The 21,949-nt window shown below is 71.0% G+C and carries 21 protein-coding genes; 10 read left to right on the top strand and 11 right to left on the bottom strand.

What is annotated here, in order from left to right; genetic code table 11:
- Positions 1-238: 238 nt before the first annotated feature.
- The gene (locus ACFTXQ_RS31315) at positions 239-1,621 is read right to left on the bottom strand and encodes a peptidoglycan recognition protein (protein ID WP_382647342.1); all 1,383 of its coding nucleotides are present in this window, start codon (positions 1,619-1,621) and stop codon (positions 239-241) included.
- Between the two features lie 140 nt (positions 1,622-1,761).
- Between ACFTXQ_RS31315 and ACFTXQ_RS31320 the strand changes: the two genes are divergently transcribed.
- The 4 genes from ACFTXQ_RS31320 to ACFTXQ_RS31335 all read left to right on the top strand — a co-directional run bounded on the left by ACFTXQ_RS31320 (position 1,762) and on the right by ACFTXQ_RS31335 (position 7,646).
- Positions 1,762-2,511, top strand: coding sequence for a TIGR03089 family protein (locus ACFTXQ_RS31320; RefSeq protein ID WP_382647345.1), 750 nt, complete (start codon positions 1,762-1,764; stop codon positions 2,509-2,511).
- Between the two features lie 192 nt (positions 2,512-2,703).
- Positions 2,704-3,936: an LCP family protein gene (locus ACFTXQ_RS31325; RefSeq protein WP_382647348.1), complete on the top strand. Its 1,233-nt coding sequence runs from the start codon at positions 2,704-2,706 to the stop codon at positions 3,934-3,936.
- Between the two features lie 226 nt (positions 3,937-4,162).
- The gene (locus tag ACFTXQ_RS31330) at positions 4,163-5,893 is read left to right on the top strand and encodes an LCP family protein (RefSeq protein WP_382647351.1); all 1,731 of its coding nucleotides are present in this window, start codon (positions 4,163-4,165) and stop codon (positions 5,891-5,893) included.
- 58 nt (positions 5,894-5,951) lie between these two features.
- Complete coding sequence (locus tag ACFTXQ_RS31335) at positions 5,952-7,646, top strand: LCP family protein (protein WP_382647354.1); 1,695 nt, start codon at positions 5,952-5,954, stop codon at positions 7,644-7,646.
- A gap of 67 nt (positions 7,647-7,713) precedes the next feature.
- Here ACFTXQ_RS31335 and ACFTXQ_RS31340 read toward each other — a convergent pair whose 3' ends face one another.
- A complete protein-coding gene (locus ACFTXQ_RS31340) occupies positions 7,714-8,739 on the bottom strand; it encodes a glycosyltransferase family 2 protein (protein WP_382647357.1) in 1,026 nt (341 codons plus the stop codon).
- Positions 8,740-9,030: 291 nt separating this feature from the next.
- Between ACFTXQ_RS31340 and ACFTXQ_RS31345 the strand changes: the two genes are divergently transcribed.
- Positions 9,031-10,410, top strand: a complete 1,380-nt coding sequence (locus ACFTXQ_RS31345) for an LCP family protein (protein WP_382647438.1) — start codon at positions 9,031-9,033, stop codon at positions 10,408-10,410.
- 29 nt (positions 10,411-10,439) lie between these two features.
- Here the strand turns inward: ACFTXQ_RS31345 and ACFTXQ_RS31350 are convergent, their stop codons facing one another.
- Complete coding sequence (locus tag ACFTXQ_RS31350) at positions 10,440-10,976, bottom strand: acyl-CoA thioesterase (RefSeq protein ID WP_382647360.1); 537 nt, start codon at positions 10,974-10,976, stop codon at positions 10,440-10,442.
- A 106-nt stretch (positions 10,977-11,082) separates the two neighbouring features.
- Here ACFTXQ_RS31350 and ACFTXQ_RS31355 point away from each other — a divergent pair, with 106 nt between their 5' ends.
- A complete protein-coding gene (locus ACFTXQ_RS31355) occupies positions 11,083-12,441 on the top strand; it encodes an LCP family protein (RefSeq protein WP_382647362.1) in 1,359 nt (452 codons plus the stop codon).
- Between the two features lie 70 nt (positions 12,442-12,511).
- On the opposite strand, the gene ACFTXQ_RS31360 is transcribed toward ACFTXQ_RS31355, so the two are convergent.
- Positions 12,512-13,594, bottom strand: coding sequence for a sugar phosphate nucleotidyltransferase (locus tag ACFTXQ_RS31360; protein ID WP_382647365.1), 1,083 nt, complete (start codon positions 13,592-13,594; stop codon positions 12,512-12,514).
- A gap of 298 nt (positions 13,595-13,892) precedes the next feature.
- Between ACFTXQ_RS31360 and ACFTXQ_RS31365 the strand changes: the two genes are divergently transcribed.
- The gene (locus tag ACFTXQ_RS31365; protein WP_382647368.1) at positions 13,893-15,902 is read left to right on the top strand and encodes a calcium-binding protein; all 2,010 of its coding nucleotides are present in this window, start codon (positions 13,893-13,895) and stop codon (positions 15,900-15,902) included.
- Between the two features lie 23 nt (positions 15,903-15,925).
- Here the strand turns inward: ACFTXQ_RS31365 and ACFTXQ_RS31370 are convergent, their stop codons facing one another.
- Genes ACFTXQ_RS31370 through ACFTXQ_RS31380 form a run of 3 tightly spaced genes read right to left on the bottom strand, consistent with a single transcriptional unit; the run spans position 15,926 to position 16,655 of the window.
- Entirely contained in the window at positions 15,926-16,081 is a 156-nt protein-coding gene (locus ACFTXQ_RS31370; RefSeq protein ID WP_382647370.1) for a hypothetical protein, read from the bottom strand.
- Positions 16,078-16,350 carry a hypothetical protein gene (locus ACFTXQ_RS31375; protein ID WP_382647373.1) on the bottom strand — a complete coding sequence of 91 codons (273 nt, stop codon included), beginning with the start codon at positions 16,348-16,350 and terminating at the stop codon, positions 16,078-16,080. Before ACFTXQ_RS31375 ends, ACFTXQ_RS31370 begins: the two co-directional genes overlap by 4 nt.
- Positions 16,350-16,655, bottom strand: a complete 306-nt coding sequence (locus tag ACFTXQ_RS31380) for a hypothetical protein (protein ID WP_382647376.1) — start codon at positions 16,653-16,655, stop codon at positions 16,350-16,352. Before ACFTXQ_RS31380 ends, ACFTXQ_RS31375 begins: the two co-directional genes overlap by 1 nt.
- Before the next feature lie 170 nt (positions 16,656-16,825).
- On the opposite strand from ACFTXQ_RS31380, the gene ACFTXQ_RS31385 reads away from it, so the two are divergent.
- Positions 16,826-17,068: a GntR family transcriptional regulator gene (locus ACFTXQ_RS31385; RefSeq protein WP_382647380.1), complete on the top strand. Its 243-nt coding sequence runs from the start codon at positions 16,826-16,828 to the stop codon at positions 17,066-17,068.
- A 21-nt stretch (positions 17,069-17,089) separates the two neighbouring features.
- Here ACFTXQ_RS31385 and ACFTXQ_RS31390 read toward each other — a convergent pair whose 3' ends face one another.
- From ACFTXQ_RS31390 to ACFTXQ_RS31400, 3 genes are read right to left on the bottom strand one after another with little or no spacing between them, the layout of a single operon-like run.
- Positions 17,090-17,938, bottom strand: a complete 849-nt coding sequence (locus ACFTXQ_RS31390) for a helix-turn-helix domain-containing protein (RefSeq protein ID WP_382647383.1) — start codon at positions 17,936-17,938, stop codon at positions 17,090-17,092.
- A 14-nt stretch (positions 17,939-17,952) separates the two neighbouring features.
- Positions 17,953-18,468 carry a DUF6879 family protein gene (locus ACFTXQ_RS31395; RefSeq protein ID WP_382647385.1) on the bottom strand — a complete coding sequence of 172 codons (516 nt, stop codon included), beginning with the start codon at positions 18,466-18,468 and terminating at the stop codon, positions 17,953-17,955.
- Positions 18,440-18,694: a hypothetical protein gene (locus ACFTXQ_RS31400; protein ID WP_382647387.1), complete on the bottom strand. Its 255-nt coding sequence runs from the start codon at positions 18,692-18,694 to the stop codon at positions 18,440-18,442. The genes ACFTXQ_RS31395 and ACFTXQ_RS31400 overlap by 29 nt, the downstream gene beginning before the upstream one ends.
- 663 nt (positions 18,695-19,357) lie before the next feature.
- On the opposite strand from ACFTXQ_RS31400, the gene ACFTXQ_RS31405 reads away from it, so the two are divergent.
- Positions 19,358-19,582: a DUF397 domain-containing protein gene (locus tag ACFTXQ_RS31405; RefSeq protein WP_382647390.1), complete on the top strand. Its 225-nt coding sequence runs from the start codon at positions 19,358-19,360 to the stop codon at positions 19,580-19,582.
- Between the two features lie 68 nt (positions 19,583-19,650).
- Positions 19,651-20,118 (top strand): hypothetical protein, encoded by a 468-nt coding sequence (locus tag ACFTXQ_RS31410; protein ID WP_382647393.1) that lies wholly within the window; start codon positions 19,651-19,653, stop codon positions 20,116-20,118.
- A gap of 1,150 nt (positions 20,119-21,268) precedes the next feature.
- On the opposite strand, the gene ACFTXQ_RS31415 is transcribed toward ACFTXQ_RS31410, so the two are convergent.
- Positions 21,269-21,913, bottom strand: a complete 645-nt coding sequence (locus ACFTXQ_RS31415) for a hypothetical protein (RefSeq protein ID WP_382647396.1) — start codon at positions 21,911-21,913, stop codon at positions 21,269-21,271.
- Between the last annotated feature and the right edge of the window lie 36 nt (positions 21,914-21,949).

Here is a 21,949-nt window from a genome sequence, read left to right on the forward strand (position 1 = left end):
GTGGGGTGTCGTCCGGGACGGGCTTCGATGTTCGGCGCCCACTCCGGGGTTGCTTCGTCGAGCGGGGGCTTGCGCCGAAATCATCTCGTTTTAGTCCCGGACGACACCCCACCCCGTCCCCGGCCCCTACCGGCACATCCAGTCCCGGCCGGGCAAAATCCAGCCCCGCCGGTGTTTGAGGCGCGGGGTACGGGGCGGAGCCCCGGGTCGTTGAGTCGCAGACGGCACCGTGCGCGGGCTAGGGGCGGCCCTGGAGTTTGGCTGATGTGGTGCGGGTGGACGGGAGTTTGCCGTACAGCTTCTTGCCCGGGCATTCCGTGGCGAAGCCGTCACGGTGGCCCGAGATGACGTTCATCGACACGTTCTTGCCCTTCGGGTACAGGTTGCCGCCGCCCGACTTCAGGGTCGTCTTCGAGCGCGGGTCCCTGCCGAACAGGCCGAGCTTCCACGCCGTGAGGCGGGCGACCGCGTCGACCGCCGCCGTCGGCGGGGCCGTGTTGGTGTAGGTGCCCAGGACCGCCACGCCCATGCTGTCCGTGTTGAAGCCCATGGTGTGCGCGCCGAGCACCGCCTTGGAGACCCCGCCCGCCCGGCCCTCGTACACCGTGCCGCACTTGTCGACGGCGAAGTTGTAGCCGAGGTCCCGCCAGCCGCTGCTCAGCACGTGGTAGCGGTACAGGCTCCGGATGACCGCCGGGGCGTCCTTGCAGGCGTAGTTGTTGCCGGAGGCGCTGTGGTGGACGAAGGCCGCCTTGACCGTGTTCGTGTAGACGAAGCCGCTCTCGCGCAGGCTCTCGTCCGCTCCCCACCCCTTGCGGGTGACGATGCGCGGGCGCGGCCCGATGTACGGGCGGGCCGCCTCGCTCAGCTCGCCTTCGCTCGCGTAGATCGCGTCGGCGGTGGAGTCGGCCTTGTCGAGCGCGGTGATCTCGTTCGCGCCGAGCTCGGCGTGCGGCAGGTTCGCGGCGGAGGACTCGGCCATCTCCATGGTCATGCCCGGTGCCACCAGCTCGCCCTTGTCGTCGCCCTCGGGGCCGCTGTTCTTGCCGTCCGATCCCGCCGCGGGCGTTTGCTCGCCCGGGTCGATGAGCTCGATCCGCATGCCCGTGGGCAGCCGGGAGGCCGCCCGGCCGCCGGCCGGTTCGGCCTGGACGCGGACCTCCACCCCGTCGGAGGCGCCGACCCACAGGGGGGCGGTGGCGCCGCGGACCCGGCCGGAGCCGCGCTCCGCCGCGTCGGGGTCGGCGGCGTGCTCGCTGTTGTGGGTCTCGACGTCCTGCCAGTCGGACCAGGCCGCGGTCCGCAGGGAGCGGGTGCGGACCTGGACCCGGCCGTGGAGCTGGGTCGCGACGTCGTCCCAGACGACGCCGACCAGCGAGAACGTCTTGACCTCGCGGGCGGCCAGGCCCTGTGTCTCGGGGAGGCGGGGCGAGGCGCTCATGCCGGGGACGCCGGGGGTCCGGTCCGCCACGGGTCCCAGGGGGACGAGCGGCAGCGACTGGGTGGAGCCGGCGGGGGTCACGGGAGAGGCTTCGGCCAGGGCCGGAGTGGGGAGCGCGAGGGGCAGGGCCAGTGCGGCCGCCGTCGCGACGCCGATCGAGGAAGCAAGGAATCCACGCATGAAAGGGATCGTGAGGACCCTCGGCACCCCGCGCATCCGGGAACTGACGCCCCGTCCGGTGTGTACGCCCCCTGCCCCTCCCCCGTACGGCCGCCCCCGGCTCCCCCGTACGGGGGAGGGGCCCGCGTACGCTGTGGCGGGTGAACGCCAACGACCGCACCCCTGCCGACCTGCTGCGATCCGCGCTCGCCGCCGATCCGGGCCGCCCGCTCGTCACCTTCTACGACGACGCCACCGGCGAGCGCGTGGAATTGTCCGTCGCCACCTTCGCCAATTGGGTGGCCAAGACCGCCAATCTGCTCCAGGGCGACCTGGGCGCCGAGCCCGGTGACCGGCTCGCGCTGCTGCTCCCGGCGCACTGGCAGAGCGCCGTCTGGCTGCTCGCCTGCGCTTCGGTCGGGGTCGTCGCCGAGGTCGACGGGGATCCGGCCGGCGCCGACCTCGTGGTCAGCGGTCCGGACACCCTGGACCGGGCCCTGGCCTGCGGGGGCGAGCGCGTGGCGCTTGCGCTGCGGCCGCTGGGCGGGCGGTTCCCGCAGCCGCCGGCCGGGTTCGCCGACTACGCCGTGGAGGTGCCGGGGCAGGGCGACCGCTTCGCGCCGTTCGCGCCGGTGGACGCCGAGGGGCCGGGGCTGGTCGTCGGCGGCGAGGAGCTCTCGTACGCGGCGCTGACCGCCCGGGCCCGCGAGGACGCGGCGAAGCTCGGGCTCGGCGAGGGCTCGCGGGTCCTGACCGGCCTCGGCTACGACACCTGGGAGGGGCTGTCGGCCGGGCTCTTCGCGCCGCTGGCCGCCGGCGGCTCCGTGGTGCTGTGCCGGAACCTCGGGCAGCTGTCGGCCGAGGCGCTGGCCCAGCGGACCGAGAGCGAGCGCGTCACCCACACGGTCTGACCGGCGGCGCCCGCTCCCGTCACCCACACTGATTAATGCCGGAAACGGGTTATTTGTCACCCGTATGGCCCTAGACGCGACCCTGCCCCCGGGCTGCCGCGACCACCCGGATGCAGGATCGGCAGTGGCCGTGCTCACTCGTACGGCTGTTTGTCGTAGCGGTTTGTCGTAGCGGCGAGGGGACGGACGCCAGTGACGGACAGCGCAGGCATACCGGGCAGTGGGAGCGGTGCGGCCGGAGGCCGCCGCAGGCCTCCGCGCAGCCGCAGGCGCCGGCTCCTGCGCTGGCTCGGCCTGGGGATGGCCTTCCTGGTCCTGGCGGGGGCGGCCGCCGGCTGGTGGCTCTACAACAAGCTCGACGGGAACATCACCGAGGACACCTCGGCGGCGGCCGAGCTGCGCCGCTACGAGCGCGACCGGCCCGCGCACTTCGCCGCCGGGGGCGAGAACATCCTGCTGATCGGCTCGGACTCGCGCTCCGGCAGCGACAACGCCCGGTACGGGCAGGACCAGGGCACCCAGCGCTCGGACACCGCGATCCTGCTGCACCTGCCGGCGGACCGGCGCAGCGCGACCGCCGTGTCGATACCGCGGGACCTGATGGCGGAGATACCGGCCTGCCTCACGGCGGACGGGACCCGCACGGAGGAGCGGTTCGCGCAGTTCAACTGGGCTTTCCAGTGGGGCGGGGCCGCCTGCACGATCCGTACGGTGGAGCGGCTGAGCGGGATCCGGATCGACCACCACATGGTGATCGACTTCGGCGGCTTCAAGAAGATGGTCGACGCCATCGGCGGGGTGGAGGTCTGCCTCAGGCAGCCCATCGACGACTCCGAGGCCAAGCTGCGGCTGCCCGCCGGGCGGCAGACCCTGGAGGGCGAGCAGGCGCTCGGCTTCGTGCGCGCCCGCCACAGCCTGGGCAACGGCAGCGACACCGAACGGATGGAGCGCCAGCAGCAGTTCCTCGGCTCGCTCGTCAAGAAGGTGCAGAGCAACGGGGTTCTGCTCAATCCGGCCCGGCTGTACCCGCTGCTGGACGCGGCGACCTCCTCGGTGACCACGGACCCGGGGCTGGCCTCGCTGCGCGGCCTGTACGAACTCGCCCGGGGCATCCGGGACATACCGACTGAACAGGTTAAATTCCTGACGGTTCCGCGCAAGCCGTACGCCGCGGACCCCAACCGCGACGAGCTGGTGGAGCCCGACGCGGCCCGGCTGTTCCTGCAATTGCGAATGGACAAACCGGTCACCGTCACCCCGCCGAAGCCCGAACCGGAACCCGTGGGCACGGTCGAGCCCGCCGAGGCCACGGGCGGCGCGACGGCCGCCACCCCGACGGATCCGGCGGAGAGCGGAACCGCGCAGGCCCCGGCGCCCGTCCCCACCTTCACCGGGACCACCGCGGGGACCGCGGACTGCCGGTAAAGCAATCCCAAAAGCCGGTGACCGAACCGAGCGGGATGGGCGGTTCGCCCCGTTATAAGGGGAGTGGAATTTGTCACCAGCATGGTTTGCAGCCGAACCTGACGGATAAGGTGAGCGATCCGGTGCCCCGGCCGGACCAGAGACCGGGCACCCGTAAGCCGGATCGTTGACCGTGCGCCCCGGGGGAGGCGCGTCGCGATGCACCCGACGGAGGACTCGAGCAACCGTGGATGCGCAAAGCCGTGGCCGGGCCGATGAGATCGACCCCGCAGACCAGTGGGTGCTCAACCCCCGCACCGGCAACTACGAACTGCGACTGGGCAACCCCGCAGCGCAAACGCGCCGCCCGTCGGTAGCCCCGCCGCGCAGATCCTCCTCCTCCGCGCCGGCGCCCACCGCCCCCTCCCCCGCCGTACCCAAGCCCCGGCGCGGCGACGGGCCGCCCGGCGGACGGCGCGGCGGCCGCTCCCGCAAGGGCGGCGGCGGTGGCGGCCGGCGCAAGAAGGCGCTGATCATCACCGGTGGAACGCTGGCCTTCCTGCTGGTCGCCGGCTCGGTGGGCGCGTACCTCTACTACGACCACCTCAACAGCAACCTCAACGTCACCGACATCGCGGGCGCGGGCACCGGCGGCTTCAAGAAGGACCAGGCCATCAACATCCTGGTCATCGGCACCGACAAGCGCAGCGGTGCGGGCAACGAGGGCTACGGGGACGCGGAGAGCGTCGGCCACGCCGACACCACGATCCTCTTCCACATCGCCAAGGACCGCTCCAACGCCACCGCGTTGTCCATCCCGCGCGACCTGATCACCGACATCCCGTCCTGCCCGACGAAGCAGCCGGACGGTTCGACGAAGGAGATCCGGGGCTCGAAGGGCACCCGCTTCAACACCAGCCTCGGCCAGGAGGGGCGCGACGCGGGCTGCACGATGCGCACCGTGAAGGAGCTGACCGGCATCGAGGTCGACAACTTCATGATGGTCGACTTCAACGCGGTGAAGACCCTGAGCACGGCCGTGGGCGGAGTGCCCGTCTGCCTGGAGAAGGCCGTCAACGACAAGGACTCCAAGCTCAACCTGCCGGCGGGCGAGCACCGGCTGCAGGGCGAGCAGGCGCTGGCGTTCGTACGGACCCGGCACGCCTTCGGCAACGAGAGCGACCTGGACCGGATCAAGACCCAGCAGCAGTTCCTGGGCTCGATGATGCGCGAGATGAAGTCGAAGGAAACGCTGACCAGCCCGAAGAAGTTCTTCTCGCTGGCGGAGGCGGCCACCAAGTCCCTGACCGTGGACAAGGGGCTGGGGTCCATCGACAAACTCACCGACCTCGCGGGTGAGTTGAAGGACATAAACCTCAAGAACGTCACCTTCACGACGCTTCCGGTGCTCGACAACCCGGCCGAGAGGATCAAGGCGACCGTCGTCCTCAACCAGACCGACGCCGAACCGCTGCTGCAGATGATCCGCGGGGACGTCTCGCTCACGGAGGTCGAGAAGAAGGAGCAGGCCGCGAAGGAGGCGGCCGACGCGGACGCGAAGGCCAAGCAGGACGCGCTGCTCCAGGGCGCCAAGGCGCCGGCCGCGGACGTACGGGTGGACGTCTACAACGGCGGCGGCCCCCAGGGCTCCGCGTCCACCACCCTGACCTGGCTGCAGAACACCAAGGGCGTGACCAAGTCCGGCAGCCAGGGCAACGCCCCCGCGAAGGTCGGTGCCACACAGCTCGAGTACGCGCCCAACCAGGCCGACCAGGCCCGGGCGCTGGCCGAGATGATGGGGCTCCCGGCCGGCGCGATGAAGATGGGCACGGCGGACGCCCCGGCGAAGACGCCGATGAAGCTGACGCTGGGCCCGGACTTCAAGGAACCGGGCGTCCCGCTGACGCCGCCGGCTCCGCAGCAACTGTCCAAGGAAGTCCAGCAGGCACAGGCCGACAAGGCCGTCTGCGCGAAATAACGGGCTGAAGCCGGTGCGACCGGCACAATGCCGACCATTGGGAATTCGAGGGGGACGCGTGAGGCACAGCAGCGTGCGGGGGGAGGGGGCGACCGCCCAGTCCGCCGGTGACATATCCGGCGGCGGGGCGGCCGCGCCCGGCACGGTGCCCCCACCGCGGGGAGGGTCCAGAGCGGCCCGCCGGGCGGCCGGCGGCCGTCCCACCCGGCGGGGCCGGCGGCGCGTCCTGCGCTGGGTGTCGTCCGTCCTGTCCCTGCTCATACTCGGGACGGCCGGGGCCGGTTACCTCTACTACCGCCACCTGAACGGCAGCATCAAGACGGACCCGCTGAACCTCGGCGAGACCAGACTGGGCGGCTCCAAGCCCAACGCCTTCGGGCAGACCCCGCTGAACATCCTGCTCATCGGCTCCGACGCCCGCAACGACGAGGCGAACCAGGCCCTGGGCGGCGCGAGCGACACCTTCGACGGACCGCCGCTGGCGGACGTGCAGATGCTGCTGCACGTGTCCGCGGACCGCAGCAACATGTCCGTGGTGTCGATGCCCCGCGACACGCTGCTGATGATGCCCAAGTGCACCGAGCCGAGCGGCAAGGTGCACCCCGCCAGCAAGGGCCTCGTCCAGACGAACGAGTCGCTCCAGCGGGGCGGACCGGGCTGCACGGTCGCCGCGTGGACCGAGCTGACGAAGATACCCATCGACCACTTCATGATGATCGACTTCAAGGGCGTGGTCTCGATGGCCGACGCCATCGGGGGCGTCCCGGTCTGCGTCGAGCAGAACGTCCACTCCCGCACCCGCGACGGCAAGGGCTCCGGCCTGAAGCTGGAGAAGGGCACCACCAAGATCCAGGGCGAGCAGGCCCTGCAGTGGCTGCGCACCCGCTACGGCTTCGAGGACGGCACGGACATCGGCCGCACCCACGCCCAGCACCAGTACATGAGCTCGCTGGCCCGCGAGTTCCGCAAGAACGCCAAGCTCACCAACCCGGTGAAGATGAACAGCCTGGCGCAGGCGGCCATCGAGGCCATGGTCGTGGACCCCGGCCTGAACAAGATCGACAAGCTGTACGACCTCAGCATGGAGCTCAAGAAGGTCCCGCCGGGGCGGATCACCATGACCACCATGCCGTGGGTGTACAGCACCCGCGAGGAGGGCCGGGTCGAGCCCGAGGCCGGAGCGGCCGAGGCCGTGTTCCGGATGGTCCGCGAGGACATACCGCTCGACGGCAAGGGCTCCGGTGCCCCGACGGACGGCGCCTCCCCCTCCCCGGGTGTCTCCGCGACCCCGACCGCCCCGCCTTCCCCGGCCGCCCCGACCACGGCCCCGGCTTCGGCACCCGCGAAGATCGCGGTCTCCGTCCGCAACGCCACCGGCGGCAAGGACGGCGCCCAGGCCAAGGCCAAGCTCCGGGCGACCGATGTCGCCACGCTGCTGATCGGCAAGGGCTTCGCCAAGGCCACCGCCGACACCCAGACCGGGGCCGAGGACACCACGGTGGTCCGGTACGCCACGGACGGCCAGGCCGCCGACGCGGCCGTCGTGGCCACCGCCCTCGGCCTGCCGGCCTCCTCGGTGCAGAAGTCCGACGAGGTCCCGGGGATCACCCTGTTCGTCGGCAAGGACTGGCGGACCGGTGACGCGCCGACCCCGGCGCCGCCCGCCCCCACCGCGCTCCCGACCTCCGCCCACGCGCTCAACGGCGACAACGAGGGCGCCTGCATGGCGATCCAGCCGGGCTTCACCTGGTAGTCCGTACGCCACGCGGAAGGGGCCCGGTGCAGCAGCACCGGGCCCCTTCCGTACGTCAGGACGCGTCTCAGACCTGCGAGGCGTCGCGGTGCACCGCCGGGCGGCGGCTCGCGATGACCTTGTCCGCCAGTGCGCGCGGGCTGGTCAGGAAGCCGTAGCCCCAGCACAGGTGCATGGTGGCCAGCGCCACCGGGATCTGCGCCCGGGCCTTGAGGGACAGGCCCTTGCCCGCCGGGACGGAGCCGGCGGCGATCGCCGCGAGGTAGCCGGCCGGGACGGCGAAGCCGAGCGGGCTGAGCGTCATGCCGACGGCCACGCCCGCCGCGAGCGCGCAGACCAGGGTGGGCGGGGCCAGGTAGCGGACGTTGATGGAGCCCGCGTGGTAGCGGGCCACCACGTGCCGCCACCGCCCGTAGTCCTTGTACTGCTTGGCGAGGGCCCGTACGGAGCGCCGCGGGCGGTACTGGACCTTCAGCTCCGGGGAGAACCAGATCAGGCCGCCGGCCTCGCGGATGCGGAAGTTCAGCTCCCAGTCCTGGGCGCGGATGAACTCCTCGTTGTAGCCGCCCTGCAGCTCCAGCGCCTCACGGCGGAAGACACCGAGGTAGACGGTCTCGGCCGGTCCCGCCTCACCGCCGGTGTGGAACTTCGCGTTCCCGACGCCGATCTTCGAGGTCATCGCGGCGGCGACGGCGTCTTCCCAGGCGTTCTGGCCCTCGGCGTGCATGATGCCGCCGACGTTCTGCGCACCGGTCTCCTCCAGGAGGCGCACGGCGGTGGCGATGTAGTTCGGCGAGAGCATGCCGTGGCCGTCGACGCGTACCACAATCGGGTGCCGCGAGGCCTTGATCGCGGCGTTGAGGGCCGCCGGGGTCCGGCCGGTGGGGTTCGGGACGGTGTGGACGCGGGGATCCTCGGCGACGAGCTCTGCGGCGATCTCGTCGGTGCGGTCCGTGGACGGCCCCAGCGCGATCACCACCTCCATCTCGCCCGCGTACTCCTGTTCCAGGATGTGGCGGACGGAGTCGCGGAGGTAGTGCTCCTCGTTGAGCACCGGCATGATCACCGAGACTGCGGGCTGCTGGGCGGGCATGTGGTCCTTCACGGTCGGGTATCTGTGTCACGTTACCGCGTACGGGGGAACCGGGTGCGCGCCGAGGGAGCGGTACGGACAGACGCTGATCGTATGGGCCTACTGTTCTGACGAATCAGACCGATCCGACCCGTCCCCCGACTGGTCTTCCTGCTGATCTCCGCGGAGGTGACCACCGTGCCCCAGCCGCACCGTCCCACCCGTCCCGCCAGGCCGCCCCAGCCGCAGCGCGCACGGCGCGGCGGTGCCGGCGGACCGGTCCGGCGCCGCGGTGAGCGGCCGCGGTGGGGGGTGCGGCTCGCGGGCGGGCTGGCGGTGGTGGTGCTGGGCTGCGGGGCCATCGGGCACGCCGTGATGACGGGCCTGGACACCGGGATCGAACGGGTGGACCCGTTCAAGGACATGAAGAACCGCCCGCAGGCCGGGCACGGCCTGAACTTCCTGCTGGTCGGCACCGACGGCAGGGAGAAGATCACTCCGGACGAGAAGCGCGAGTACCACCTCGGCGGGGCGCCCTGCCACTGCACGGACACGATCATGCTGGTGCACCTGTCGGCGGACCGGGAGCGGGCGAGCGTGGTCAGCCTGCCCCGCGACAGCTACGCGGAGGTGCCCGCGCACCAGGACCTCGTCAGCGGCAAGGCGCACAAGGCCCACCCCATGAAACTCAACGCGGCGTACTCCGAGGGCGGTCCCAACCTGACCGTGCGGACCGTCGAGAACATGACCCGGGTCAAGATCGACCACTACCTGGAGGTCGACTTCACCAGCTTCATGAAGACGGTCGACGCGATCGGCGGCGTGGACATCTGCACCGCCAAGACCATGCGCGACGCGAACACCGGCCTCGACCTGCTGCCGGGCAACCACCGGCTCAGCGGCGGACAGGCCCTCCAGTACGTGCGCTCCCGCCACGTCGACGGGGCCTCCGACCTCGGCCGGATGCAGCGCCAGCAGCGGTTCATGGCCGCCCTGATCAAACAGGCGACCGGCGGCGGGGCCCTGCTCAACCCCGTGAAGTTCAAGCAGGTCAGCTCCACCCTGCTCGGCTCGGTCCGGGCCGACACCGGCTTCGGCTCGGAGCAGATGCTCGCGCTCGGGCAGGCCATGCGCGAGTTCACCCCGTCCTCCTCGGAGTTCGCCTCGGTGCCCGTCGGCGACCCGTCCTTCCCGGTCAAGGGCATCGGCTCCACCGTGAAGTGGGACGAGCCGAAGGCCGCCAAGCTGTTCGAGTCGCTGCGGGAGGACCGGCCGCTCGCCCCGCCCCGGCCCGGCAAGACCGGCACCCGGCCGTCGGCCGTGCCGGTGGACGTGCCCCCGCAGCAGGTCCGGGTCCAGGTCGAGAACGGCACCCGGATCGACGGCCTGGGCGGCCGGGTCGACGCGGCGCTGCGCGCCACCGGCTTCGACACCACCCGGGCCCCGGGCAACGGCGCCAGCCGCGAGGTCAAGCGCACGGTGATCGCCTACGACCCGCGCTGGGACCGCTCCGCCCGGTCCGTGTCGACCGCGCTGCCGGGCAGCGAGCTGCGGGCGGTGGCGGGCCAGGGCAGGACGGTGCTGGTGATCGCGGGCGCGGACTACCGCAAGGTGGTGCCGGTCCGGGCGGAGGACCCGTACCAGGGCTCCTTCGGGGTGGTCACGGGCGACGAGGTCGTCTGCGGGAAATAGGCCCCCGGCGGCCGCGGCCGTGCGTCAGGTCAGTCGTCGAAGCCCTGGGCCGCGCGCTCCTCGCGCAGGGCCATGATGGCCTGGCGCCGGGCGAGGCGGTGGGTGCGGCGGATCTGGGCCTCCTGGTTGCGGCGCTCGTCCTGTTCCGTCTCGGGGATGACGGGCGGGACCCGGCGGGGCTTGCCGTCGGCGTCCACGGCCGCGAAGACCAGGTAGGCGCTGCCGACCTGGGTGGCGGGGGTGGACTCGTTCCACCGCTCCGCGAGGACCCGTACGCCGATCTCCATGGACGACCGGCCCGTCCAGTTGACCTGCGCCTTCACGTGCACGAGGTCGCCGACCCGCACGGGGGCGAGGAAGGCCATCTCGTCCATGGACGCGGTGACCGCCGGGCCGCCGGAGTGGCGGCCGGCCACGGCACCGGCCGCGTCGTCCACCAGCTTCATGATCACTCCGCCGTGCACCGTGCCCAGCAGGTTGGTGTCGTTGGCGGTCATGATGTGGCTGAGGGTGGTCCGGGAGGCCGAGACCGGCTTCGCCTCCGGTGCGTCCGCTATCTCTGTCATATGGCCACCTTAGATGCGCGGGGCAGGCATCAGCTCTGCAACAGCCCCGGTACGGAACCCGCCCCGGACTGTCGGACGACACGCCCGGCCAGGCATCCTTGGGCGCATGAATGAATGGCCGGCAGGGTGGAACGGCGACCGCGAGGACCGCGGCCGCCGCGACGACGGGTACGGGCGCGGCAGCGCGCAGGCGCAGCCCGAGGGCGCGCAGCGGATGCGGCACGTGCAGCGGCAGCAGCCGCAGCAGCCCGCACAGCCCCCGCGGCCCCCGCAGCAGCCCGGACAGCCGTCGCGGCCCCCGCGCCCGGCGAGGCCCTCGGTCCCCCCGCAGCAGACGCAGAGCCCCGACACCTACGGCGGCTACGACAGCGGCTACAACACCGGCCAGGTCTACGGTTCGCCCTCGGGCGGCGCTCCGGGCCGTCCCGGCGGGCCCGGGCAGCCGCCGTCGGGGCCCGGCCGGCCCGGGCGGGCGCCCGGCCCCGCGCCGGACTGGCGCAAGCGGATCAAGGTCGGCTCGATCGTGCTGGTCTCCGCGCTGCTGGTGACCACGGTCTCCACCTACTTCTGGGCCGACTCCAAGGTGCGCCGCGAGGTGGACCTCTCCAAGGTCATCGAGCGCCCGAAGGAGGGCGACTGCACGACGTACCTGATCGTGGGCTCCGACAGCCGCGAGGGCATGTCCGACGAGGAGAAGAAGAAGCTCCACACGGGCTCGGCCGAGGGCAAGCGGACCGACTCGATGATGATCCTGGCGAAGTGCTCCAGCGGGAACACCATGATCTCGCTGCCGCGTGACTCGGAGGTGGAGATCCCCTCCTTCGTCGGCTCCCAGTCCGGCAAGAAGTTCCCGGCGCAGGGGCGCCGGGTCAAACTCAACGCGGCGTACGCGGAGGACGGCCCCGAGCTGCTGGTGCGCACCATCGAGTTCAACACCGGCCTGCGGATCGACCACTACGCGGAGATCGGCTTCGCCGGGTTCGCGAACATCGTGGACGCGCTGGGCGGGGTGGAGCTGGACATCGAGCAGGGCTTCAAGGACGAGAAGTCGGGCGCCGACTTCAAGGCCGGCAAGCAGACGCTGAACGGCGAGCAGTCGCTGGCCTTCGTACGGACCCGCTACGCCTTCGCCGAATCGGACCTGCAGCGGACGAAGAACCAGCAGAAGTTCCTGGCGGCGCTCGCCAACCAGGCGGCCACCCCCTCCACGGTCCTCAACCCGTTCGAGCTCTACCCGCTGCTGGGCGCGGGCCTGGACACGCTCATCGTGGACAAGGACATGGGCCTGTGGGACATGGGCCAGATGTTCTTCGCGATGAAGGGCATCAACGGCGGTGACGGCGTCTCGATGAACATGCCGATCTCCGGGCAGCACGCCGGCAACCTCGTCTGGGACAAGGCGAAGGTGCAGCAGCTGGTGAAGCAGATCCAGAACGACGAGAAGGTCACGGTCCGCGGGAACTGAGGACCGGCCGGGCGGCCCGCTCCCCCCGGACCGCGATCAGCGATCAGCGGTCCGGGGGCGGGGCCGGGGCTCAGGCGTCCGGGGAGAAGCGGATCGCGGCGGCCGGCAGCTCGGCCCCGCACCACACGCGGGCCCCCGCGCGCAGTTCGTTGTCGGCCCCCACGACGGCGCCGTCGCCGATGACCGCGCCGTCCAGGACCGTACGGGCGCCCACCGAGGCGCGGGCGCCGACCAGGCTGGCGCTGACCTGCGCGTCGGGGCCGATTTCGGCGCCCTCCAGCACGATCGTGCCGTGGACGGCCGCGCCCGCCCCGATCCGGGCTCCGGCGCCCACGACGGTGCCGCCCGACAGCTTGGCCCCGGCCGCCACCTCCGCGCCGGGCAGCACCAGGGACTCGCCGCGGCGGCCCGGTACGGCCGGGGAGGAGACGACGCCGCGGACCAGGTCGGCGGAGGCCTGGATGATGGACTCGGGCCGGCCCAGGTCCATCCAGTACGTGTTCTCGGTGACCCCGTGCAGCCGGGAGCCGGCCGCGAGCAGGCCGGGGAAGGTCTCGCGCTCGACGGAGACCGGGCGGCCGGCCGGGATGGAGTCGATCACGCTGCGGCGGAAGACGTAGCAGCCGGCGTTGATCTGGTCGGTGATGATCTCCTCGGGCGTCTGCGGCTTCTCGGTGAAGGCCAGCACCCGCCCCTCGGAGTCGGTGGGCACCAGGCCGAAGGCGCGCGGGTCCTCGACCCGCACCAGGTGCAGGGTGACGTCGGCGTCGACGGCCTTGTGCGATTCGACGAGTCCGGCGATGTCCAGGCCGGTGAGGATGTCCCCGTTGAAGACGAGGACCGAGGAGTCCGGGCCGCCGGTCAGGCGCTGCGCCGCGTTGCGGATGGCTCCGCCGGTACCCAGCGGCTCCTCCTCGACCACGTACTCCAGGCGGAGGCCGAAGTCGGATCCGTCGCCGAAGTAGGGCTCGAAGACCTCGGCGAGGTAGCAGGTGGCCATCACGATGTGGGTGACACCGGCGGCGGCGGCCCTGGCTATCTGGTGGGCGAGGAAGGGGACGCCTGCGGTCGGGACCATCGGCTTGGGCGTGTTCACCGTTACCGGGCGCAGCCGCGTCCCCTGCCCGCCGACCAGCAGGATCGCTTCCGTCATTGCGTTCTCCCCAACCGATTACTCCGGCGTACGAAGGGCCAAATTTAGCCCATCCGAGAGGCCCGCAGCTGCCGTCGACGGCGAACGGCGCGAAGGTCACCGCCGGCCGCGGCGCACGTCGGCGTGAACGCGCGCGCCCGTACAGCGGATGTACCCGGCGTGTCCCGAAATGCCCGGGCAGCGCGGCCGATCATGGCTCCTGGGCTCCGGTGCCCTCGCGCGGGTCCCCGGCCACTCGCCATCCGAAGGAGTCATCTGCATGCTCACGTCGATCGCCGCCTTCCGGAGGAGACTCCGCATGAGCTCCGCGGCGGCCGCCGCCGGTGCGGCCCTCCTGTTCACCGTGCCCGGTGCGGCGCTCGCGGCGCCGGGGGACCTGGACCCGACCTTCGGCGAGGGCGGCGTCGTCATCACCGACCTCATCTACTACGAGTACACCAACGACATGGTGCTCCAGCCCGACGGGAAGATCCTCACCGTCGGCAGCCAGTCACCCGCCGAGGGCGGAGAGAACGGCAGCGACTTCTCGCTCGTCCGCTACAACCCGAACGGATCGCCGGACCCGGGCTTCGGCGACGGCGGAGCGGTGACCACGGACTTCAGCCCCTCCGACGACGCCCAGGGCGTGGCCCTGCAGTCGGACGGGAAGATCATCGTGGCCGGGAACACCTGGGTGGAGGAGAACGGCGTCACCCGGGGCCAGTTCACGGTCCTGCGCTACACGGCGAACGGCACGCTCGACCCGACCTTCGGCACCGACGGCCGCGTCTTCCCGGACTTCGGGCCCGGCTCCGGGGCCGGCGCCGTGCGGGTCCTGAGCGACGACCGGATCCTGGCGGCCGGCGGGGCGCAGGGCGACTTCGCGCTGGTCCGCCTGACGCCCGGCGGCAGCCTCGACACCACCTTCGGCGACGGTGACGGCCGGGTGACGACGCAGCTCGCCGGTGGCAACGCGTCCGTCGAGGACCTGGCGCTCCAGCCCTCCGACGGGAAGATCGTCGCGGTCGGCCGAGCCGGGGCGTACACGAACAACAGCACCGTGGCCCTGGCCCGCTACGGCGCGGACGGCAGCCCCGACCCCACCTTCGACAACGACGGGAACACCACCGTCGACTGGGGGACCGCGGACGACGTCGCCAGCGGCGTGGTGCTCCAGCCCGACGACAAGCCGGTCGTGGCCGGGTACGGCTCGGAGGGCTTCACGACGGCCCGGTTCAACACCAACGGCAGCCCCGACACCTCCTTCGGCGGCGACGGCCGCGTGGGCACCACCTTCGAGACCGGCCTCGGCGCGGCCCACGACGTGGCGCTCCAGCCCGACGGAAAGATCGTCACCGTCGGCGTCGGGGGCGGCCCCGACGGCGGTCACGACTTCGCGGTGGCCCGGCTCACCTCCGCCGGCGTCCTGGACGGCACCTTCAGCGGCGACGGCAAGGTGACGACCGACGTCGGCTACGACTTCTTCGACGACTTCGAGGAAGCCCACGCCGTCTCCATCCAGCCGGACGGAAAGCTCGTCGTGGCCGGCGTGACGAACGACTCCACCGCCCGCGCCGTCGTGCGCTACGAGGTCACCGGCACCACCCCGCCCCCGCCGCCGCCGACCGCGGACGTGTCCGTGACGAAGGACGGCGCCACCTCGCTCAGCCTCGGCGACCCCGTCACCTACACCGTCCGCGTGACCAACAACAGCACCACGACTGCGGCGACCGGCGTCCAGCTGACCGACGCCCTCAGCGGCACGGCAGCCGGCACCATCCTGGGCACCACCACCAGCCAGGGCAGCTGCACCACCAGCCCCACCCAGGCCACCTGCGCCCTGGGCACGCTGCCCGTCGGAACCACCGCCACGGTGACGATCACCGCCGAACCCTCCCGGTCCGGGACCCTCACGGACACGGCCACGGCCGGCGCCCAGAACGACACCACCCCCGGCAACAACAGCGCGAGCCGCACCACCACCGTCACCAACACCCGCGGCTGCACGATCGTCGGCACGAGCGGCAACGACACCCTCAACGGCGGCTACGGCAACGACGTGATCTGCGCCCTCAGCGGCAACGACACCGTCAACGCCTCCTTCGGCAACGACACCGTCCACGCCGGCCCCGGCAACGACCGCGTCGACGGCGGCTACGGCAACGACACCCTCATCGGCGGCCCCGGCAGCGACACCCTGACCGGCAACTTCGGCAGCGACACCCTGAACACCGTCGACGGCGTCTCCGGCAACGACACCGCCAACGGCGGCTACAACACCGACACCTGCACCACGGACCCGGGCGACACCCGCATCAGCTGCCCCTGACCCCCGAAGGGCCCGGCGTCCGCTCACCGGGCCCTTCGAGCCGTGCAGTACAGCTGGACCCGGGTCAGAGAAGCCCCGCCGCCCGGCGCCGTCAGCGTGCCGTCGAGCGCTGCGGCGATACCGTCGGCGTTGCGCGGCACGCGGTCCGGCTCGTGCGGGTGGATCGGCTGCGCGCTCATGCTGCTCCCTCGGTCGACCGCTTCTCCGCGTCTGCCCCCTGCCCACCGCTCGGGTCGACCTCGTCGTACTCGTCCGGCCAGCCCTCCAAACCGTTCGCGAGCAGATCGAGCACGTCCGGCGGCCTCGGGATGTCCGGCGCGCACTCGGTGCAGGCGTAGACGTTGAACCCGGGCCCCGATCCGGCATGCACCTCGGAGACGACCACGGGGTCCGTGGTGAGCCGTTCGCAGCGGACGCACATGCGCGCGGGACGGCGCGGCCCGGCCATCAGGCGACCCACCGCGACCGGGCACCGATGAGATACGTGTCGAGGTCGATGCCGAAGTCGGCGGCGAGAACGAGCGCGAGGCGCCTCTGCCGCTGCTCGTGGGCCCGCTGATACGGGCGAACCAGTCGCGCCTCGTCGCCGTCGAGCGGCCCGCCGTCGAGCCCGTACGGGGAACGCCACGCCGGGAGCGCGGGGCCTGGGCGGGACGCCCGTACGCGCGGCCAGTCGGCGCTCCGCGCCGTCCGGCTGCGCGGCACGAAGAGGAGCCTCGTCCAGAGGGCGAAGGCGCGGATAAGGTCGGCCATGTCGGTCTGCTTTCTTCAGATCGGCCACGCCCCGGGACGGCTCCATCCGTCGCCGGGGTCCTGCGTTCTGCTGAGCAGCGTAGAAGTGGCGCACTTCCTGCCATAGCTACCCTCGTCTACCCCCTGGGGTGGCTATGGCAGCCCCCGCAGGTCACTTAGGGTTACGGTTCATGAGCATTAACCGGGCCGAAGCGGTCGCGCCTTATCGCCAGGTCGCGGCAATCCTGCGTGCACGCATCCAGGACGGAAGTATCCCGCCCAACCGCCGCATCCCGAGCCTCGTCGCGCTGGAGCAGGAGTTCGGGGTCGCGCGGGACACCCTTCGCAAGGCGGTGCAGGTACTCAAGGACGAGGGGCTGGTCCACACGGTCACAGGCATGGGCGTCTACGTCATCGACACAACCGCCGAGTAATTCCGCCGGATGCAACCCCACTCAGTCCAGGGACGCCAACGCACCCGCTACGAGAGAGCGTGCCGCAGCGCCCCGCGCGGCCTCACCCGAAAGCCGGTCAAAGGCTCGTGCGTAGAGCTCGACCTGACTGGGCTGCGTGAGCGTGGAAGCGGCATCCAAAGTGTCCGCATGCACCCTGGAGTCATCGAAGATCGTGAAGGTTGGCATGGGCCATACGGTCCGCTGCGCCGAGAACGGGATGATGCCCACGGCAACGTTCTGGAGTTCCATCACACCAAGTAGGTGGCCGAGCTGCGCCGCCATGGTCTCGGCACTGCACATGCGGTACCGCAGTACGGCTTCCTCCAGCACGAACGAGAAGCGCCGGGCGCCATGGTTCAACACTTCGTTCCGCCGTATGCGGGCCGCCACGGCATCACTCACATCATCCGGGGTTCCTCGGAAGTCTGCGATGGACGACAGCAGGGCAGCGGCGTATCCGGGCGTCTGGAGGAACCCGGGGATCACGTCAGAGACATAGACCCGGAACAGCTTGGTCTGCTGGTACAGGTCCCTCGTGGACTCTTGCAGGCGACGAAGACCGCTCCGCTGAAGCCGTCTCCACTGAACGTGCGCGTCGGCGGATTGCCTGTTCGCGGCGATCAAGTCGGAAGCTTGATCGTCAGCGGAGCAAGCTCGGCACCACAGTCTGATGTCGGCATCAGACGGGGCTGTCTTGGCGTTCTCGATCCGGGACGACTTCGACTCTGACCAGCCGCACCTGACGGCCAGCTCCCGCCCGCTGATCTCCGCGTCCTTTCGGATCTCGCGCAGACGGCCGGCGAGGTCTTCACGGGCCTTCTGAACGCCTGAGGAGGGGTGTGGGGGCATGGAGCTGGCTTTCGTCAGATCTCGTACAGGTGATGCGGAATCGCTCGCTTCCAGACCGCTGCGAAGGCAGTCGAACACAGCTTCACGGTTTCCGGTTCGGCCGTGATCTCGTCCTCGACCACTGCTCCGTCGCCGGAGAAGTGGTGCACACGGAGAAGCGCACCGTCGAACAGCCAGAAGTCATTTCCAGGCAGAGGAATGCCCGTGGCCCGTCGACGTGGCAGCCACCGCACCTCCTCACCCGCCGTAATGTTGGCGTGGGTGACGTAGTGCTCCCAGCGGATGTACTCCGATACAGGCTCGGAGACCACCCGGGCCCGACGGACGGACACTCCCCGGGCCACGGTGTCCGTGATCAACTGGTCGTAGGGATGCCACCAGGATTCGCGGTCCTCCCAGTTGATCCGCTCACCACGCTTCCACGCCTCGAATCGGTCTGTCAGGGCGTAGGAGTCGCGGAGTTCCAGGTGGACGGCAGACCGCTGGCACCGACCAAGCAGCTCAGCGAAGCTGGGCACGCTCGACGGCATCACACGCCTCCCTGATCATCGGGATCATCCGGGCCGGAATCCTGACGATGGCTTCATCGTCAGGCACCGGTCCGTTCGCGGGGCTGCTCGCCTCGCACTTCGCCTGAGTCTCGGTGCTCGGCTTCCATCCCTGCAACAAGATCTCCTGAGCTTCCGCGTCCGCCCACACAGTGAGGCAGTGGTCCCGGTCGGTGTTCGGGTCGATTCCGACGAACTCCACGGCCATGGCCGGCTCCCTGGTCTAGGTGCTTGCTCGGGCTTGCATGAGCTTCGCTGAACAGCAGATACAGCGTCAAGAGCCGTACCAATCAACCAAATTGACGTGCAAGCTACTGCAAGCTGGTGGATCCCTGAACCGCCTGCTTCCTAAGGTCGATCCATCGGCCTCAGAAGCGATCGGAGGACGCCATGACTGGCACGGCGCAGACGGCGAACCACGCATGGGAGTACGCGACCTACGCACCAAAGGGCCACAAGTGCTGTGTGTGTCGGGAACCGTTCACAGCCTTGGAGCCCGTTTGCCGGGGAGCGATCGAGCGAGCCTCCGGCTCTCCCGCCGTGGTCTACCGCCACACGGGCAAGTGCCCCGGTCGACCCGTGGTCGCCTGATGGACATGCAGACCTGGAGAGCCGGGCGGACGCGAGCCACTGAGGCTACCGAGTCCTTACTTGCGGCTCTAACCGCCCTTGGTATCCATGAGGCCGCATGGGGCGGGATCCGCCCCACGGTCACCCACAACGGCCACGCATACGTACACCTGGGGATGCTCCCCGCTGACGTGGTGGAGCAGATGGCCAAGGCCATGAGGGTCACAAAGACTTCCGTCCGCTAGGGGCGGGGGGACGGCCGGCTCTGATCCGGCGGTCAAGCAGATCAGGAAGGGCAACGATGACCGACCTGTACGGGCTCCCCATCGAGGAAGCCAAGTTCTCGAAGGCCTGCGGCGGCAACACCCACCCGGACGGCGAGGCGTGCGTGACGCTCGCCAGGATCGGCCCGGACGCATGGGCCATGGGCGACAGCAAGCGACCTACCGCCGAGCCGCTGCGCTTCACCACGGCGGAGCTGGACGCGGCGGGCATCGACCCCGCACGCTTCGACCTCTCCGCCTGACCCCTGACCGACGGCCCCGCCCACACGCCGTCGGGCGGGGCCGTCGCCTTCCCTGGAAGGGAGCGGCAGTGCACATCCACGGCTACGCCTGGCTCGGTGAGAAACAAGCCTTCGACAAAGAGAGCCTCCGACGGCCACCGCCGAGCCAGGCCCCGACGCCGCACAGCCCGGCCGAGGTGATCGACCGGCACCGGCAGGCCGTTGCGGAGTTCCCGACCACCGACATGCCGCCGCTCCAGACCGCGCACTGGCTGATCAAACCCGCCTCCACGGTCCGAGGCACCTGGGAGGAGCCGAAAGAGGCCGGGGAATGGCTCGGCCTCCAGCTCACCGAGTTCGCCCCACGGTTCGCCTCGGAGGCGGAGCGGGAAGCAACCCGCCTCGCGCTGCTGGTGAAATCAGCGGTGGACCGAACGGCCTGCGGAGGGGACGTGTCACTTGGGCACTACCTCAAGGGAACCGTGTTCCATTCGGTCGCCTTGGTGTCCTGCTCCCCGAACCGTTCCAGCCCAGAGCTGCTCTGCCCTCTGAGGTAGAGCCCTGGGCTTACGACCGGCCCATAACGGGCAGATCGCCGCCCACTCACCTCGGCCACGTAGCGATCAGTGGCGGCCTATTCCCAGCCACAGACGGCCGCCGGACGCCGAAATACGAGGAGCGCGTAGCGATTTGACGCGCCGACGGCTCCCGACGGGCTTCTCACCGCTGTTTCGTGCAGGTAGCGACGCCCCGACCCGGAACACCCCAACCCAGGGCCCGGGCGGCAGCCCCCTCATGCCCGGGCCCGGGCACCGCCCGGCCTGGGTGGTGGGGCCTGGCAGGCCTGGGGAAGCGGGCCCGCACTTCCCTGGCCGGCTCGTGCATGTGTCTCTGAACCGGCCCGTTCTTTTGGGGGCTTCCCGGCAGTCTTCGGATTTCCGGGTCGGGCCGGTCGGTCAAGGGTGGCCGAAGGCCATCGCGAAGCGACGCGACCGCAGGGAGCGCCCTTGAGGGACCGGCCCGACCCGGAGAGACGATGAGACTGACGGGAAACCCCCAACCCTCCCTGAATACCGGGTCGCTGGGCCCCGAACCCCGAAGCCGCCGACCGGCTGGCCGGTCTACCTGAGCGAAATGCCGACGAGCCCGACCCCACTCACCGGATTGCCGAGTCTCGGTCTGGCTACCGCGGGGGGCGGGTGGGCAGCCACTGCCGCGCCGTCGTGGCGAGAGGGGGGTGAAGGCCCCGCCCAGGCGAAGCGCCCCGAAGCCGCCGACCGGCTGGCCGGTCTACCTGAGCGAAATGCCGACGAGACCGACCCCGCTCACCGGATTGCCGAGTCTCGGTCTGGCTACCGAGGGGGCGGGGGGCAACCGCTGCCGCGCGGTCGTGGTGAGAGGGGGGTGAAGGCCCCGCCCAGGCGAAGCGCCCCGAACCCCCCGCCCCGCAGCCCGCCCTACCTGAGCGAAATGCCGACGAGACCGACCCCCGCTCCCCGGACTGCCGAGCCTCGGCATCGGCGCCGAGGGGGGCGGGTGGGCAACCACTGCCGCGCGGTCGTGGTGAGAGGGGGGTGAAGGCCCCGCCCAGGCGAAGCGCCCCGCAGCCCGCCTCACCTGAGCGACATGCCGACGCAGCCGACCCCGCTCGCCGGACTGAGGCTCGGTAAAGGCACCGACAGGGCAGAGCCCCGCCTGCGTGCGCCGTCAGGCCGCGAACGGGTTTGCGTGGCCCGGGAGTTGCTGCCCCGGGCGGAGGAACCGCGTGCGACCGTGTTCGTCCCGGACGGTCACGAAGCCGGCCTCGGTCAGCCGCTGTGTGATCTTCTGCCGGCGGACCGCCCCGAACTTGAAGGCCGCGAGCAGGAAGCCGGCCATCGCGGCGCCGCCGAACAGCGCGCCGAGCGGCATCCCGGCGACGAGGAGGATGAGGGGCAGGACCGCGCAGCATCCCCACGCGATCAGCTTCTGCTTCCTGTCCGCGGCCTGGGCCATGACGTCGTACATGATGCGGTCCTTCGCCAGGGCGACGGCCTGCTCTGCCTCGGGGAGGGGCCTGAGCGAACCGGGCCGCATCCCGGGCACCGTCCCGCCGTTCCCGGCCTGCGGGTGGGCGGTGATGGTGGCCGCCTCACGGGCCCGCGCCTCGGGGCGCGCGTCGCGGTACATGAGGACCGCGACGAGCGTGTTCTTGTGGCCGGTCCGCCGTGTTTCCCCGTACTCGAAGCCGTACTGCTCGGCGATGTGGACCAGGGCGGCCGCGCGGCGGTGAGAGCTCTCCGGGCCGATCTGGAACACGTCCTGGCGCGCGATCTGCTGGAGCGTGTGCGCGACCAACCGTTGTACGGACATCTTTTCTTCCCGCCCTGAACCACAGCCCGATGACCT

This window comes from Streptomyces sp. NPDC057010 (assembly GCF_042673805.1).
In the GTDB taxonomy this organism is placed as follows: domain Bacteria; phylum Actinomycetota; class Actinomycetes; order Streptomycetales; family Streptomycetaceae; genus Streptomyces.

Coding starts and splice junctions, on each gene's coding strand:
- ACFTXQ_RS31315 (WP_382647342.1), bottom strand. CDS start 1,621: ATGCGTGGATTCCTTGCTTCCTCGATCGGCGTCGCGACGGCGGCCGCA.
- ACFTXQ_RS31340 (WP_382647357.1), bottom strand. CDS start 8,739: ATGCCCGCCCAGCAGCCCGCAGTCTCGGTGATCATGCCGGTGCTCAAC.
- ACFTXQ_RS31350 (WP_382647360.1), bottom strand. CDS start 10,976: ATGACAGAGATAGCGGACGCACCGGAGGCGAAGCCGGTCTCGGCCTCC.
- ACFTXQ_RS31355 (WP_382647362.1), top strand. CDS start 11,083: ATGAATGAATGGCCGGCAGGGTGGAACGGCGACCGCGAGGACCGCGGC.
- ACFTXQ_RS31360 (WP_382647365.1), bottom strand. CDS start 13,594: ATGACGGAAGCGATCCTGCTGGTCGGCGGGCAGGGGACGCGGCTGCGC.
- ACFTXQ_RS31365 (WP_382647368.1), top strand. CDS start 13,893: ATGAGCTCCGCGGCGGCCGCCGCCGGTGCGGCCCTCCTGTTCACCGTG.
- ACFTXQ_RS31370 (WP_382647370.1), bottom strand. CDS start 16,081: ATGAGCGCGCAGCCGATCCACCCGCACGAGCCGGACCGCGTGCCGCGC.
- ACFTXQ_RS31375 (WP_382647373.1), bottom strand. CDS start 16,350: ATGGCCGGGCCGCGCCGTCCCGCGCGCATGTGCGTCCGCTGCGAACGG.
- ACFTXQ_RS31380 (WP_382647376.1), bottom strand. CDS start 16,655: ATGGCCGACCTTATCCGCGCCTTCGCCCTCTGGACGAGGCTCCTCTTC.
- ACFTXQ_RS31385 (WP_382647380.1), top strand. CDS start 16,826: ATGAGCATTAACCGGGCCGAAGCGGTCGCGCCTTATCGCCAGGTCGCG.
- ACFTXQ_RS31390 (WP_382647383.1), bottom strand. CDS start 17,938: ATGCCCCCACACCCCTCCTCAGGCGTTCAGAAGGCCCGTGAAGACCTC.
- ACFTXQ_RS31395 (WP_382647385.1), bottom strand. CDS start 18,468: ATGCCGTCGAGCGTGCCCAGCTTCGCTGAGCTGCTTGGTCGGTGCCAG.
- ACFTXQ_RS31400 (WP_382647387.1), bottom strand. CDS start 18,694: ATGGCCGTGGAGTTCGTCGGAATCGACCCGAACACCGACCGGGACCAC.
- ACFTXQ_RS31405 (WP_382647390.1), top strand. CDS start 19,358: ATGACCGACCTGTACGGGCTCCCCATCGAGGAAGCCAAGTTCTCGAAG.
- ACFTXQ_RS31415 (WP_382647396.1), bottom strand. CDS start 21,913: ATGTCCGTACAACGGTTGGTCGCGCACACGCTCCAGCAGATCGCGCGC.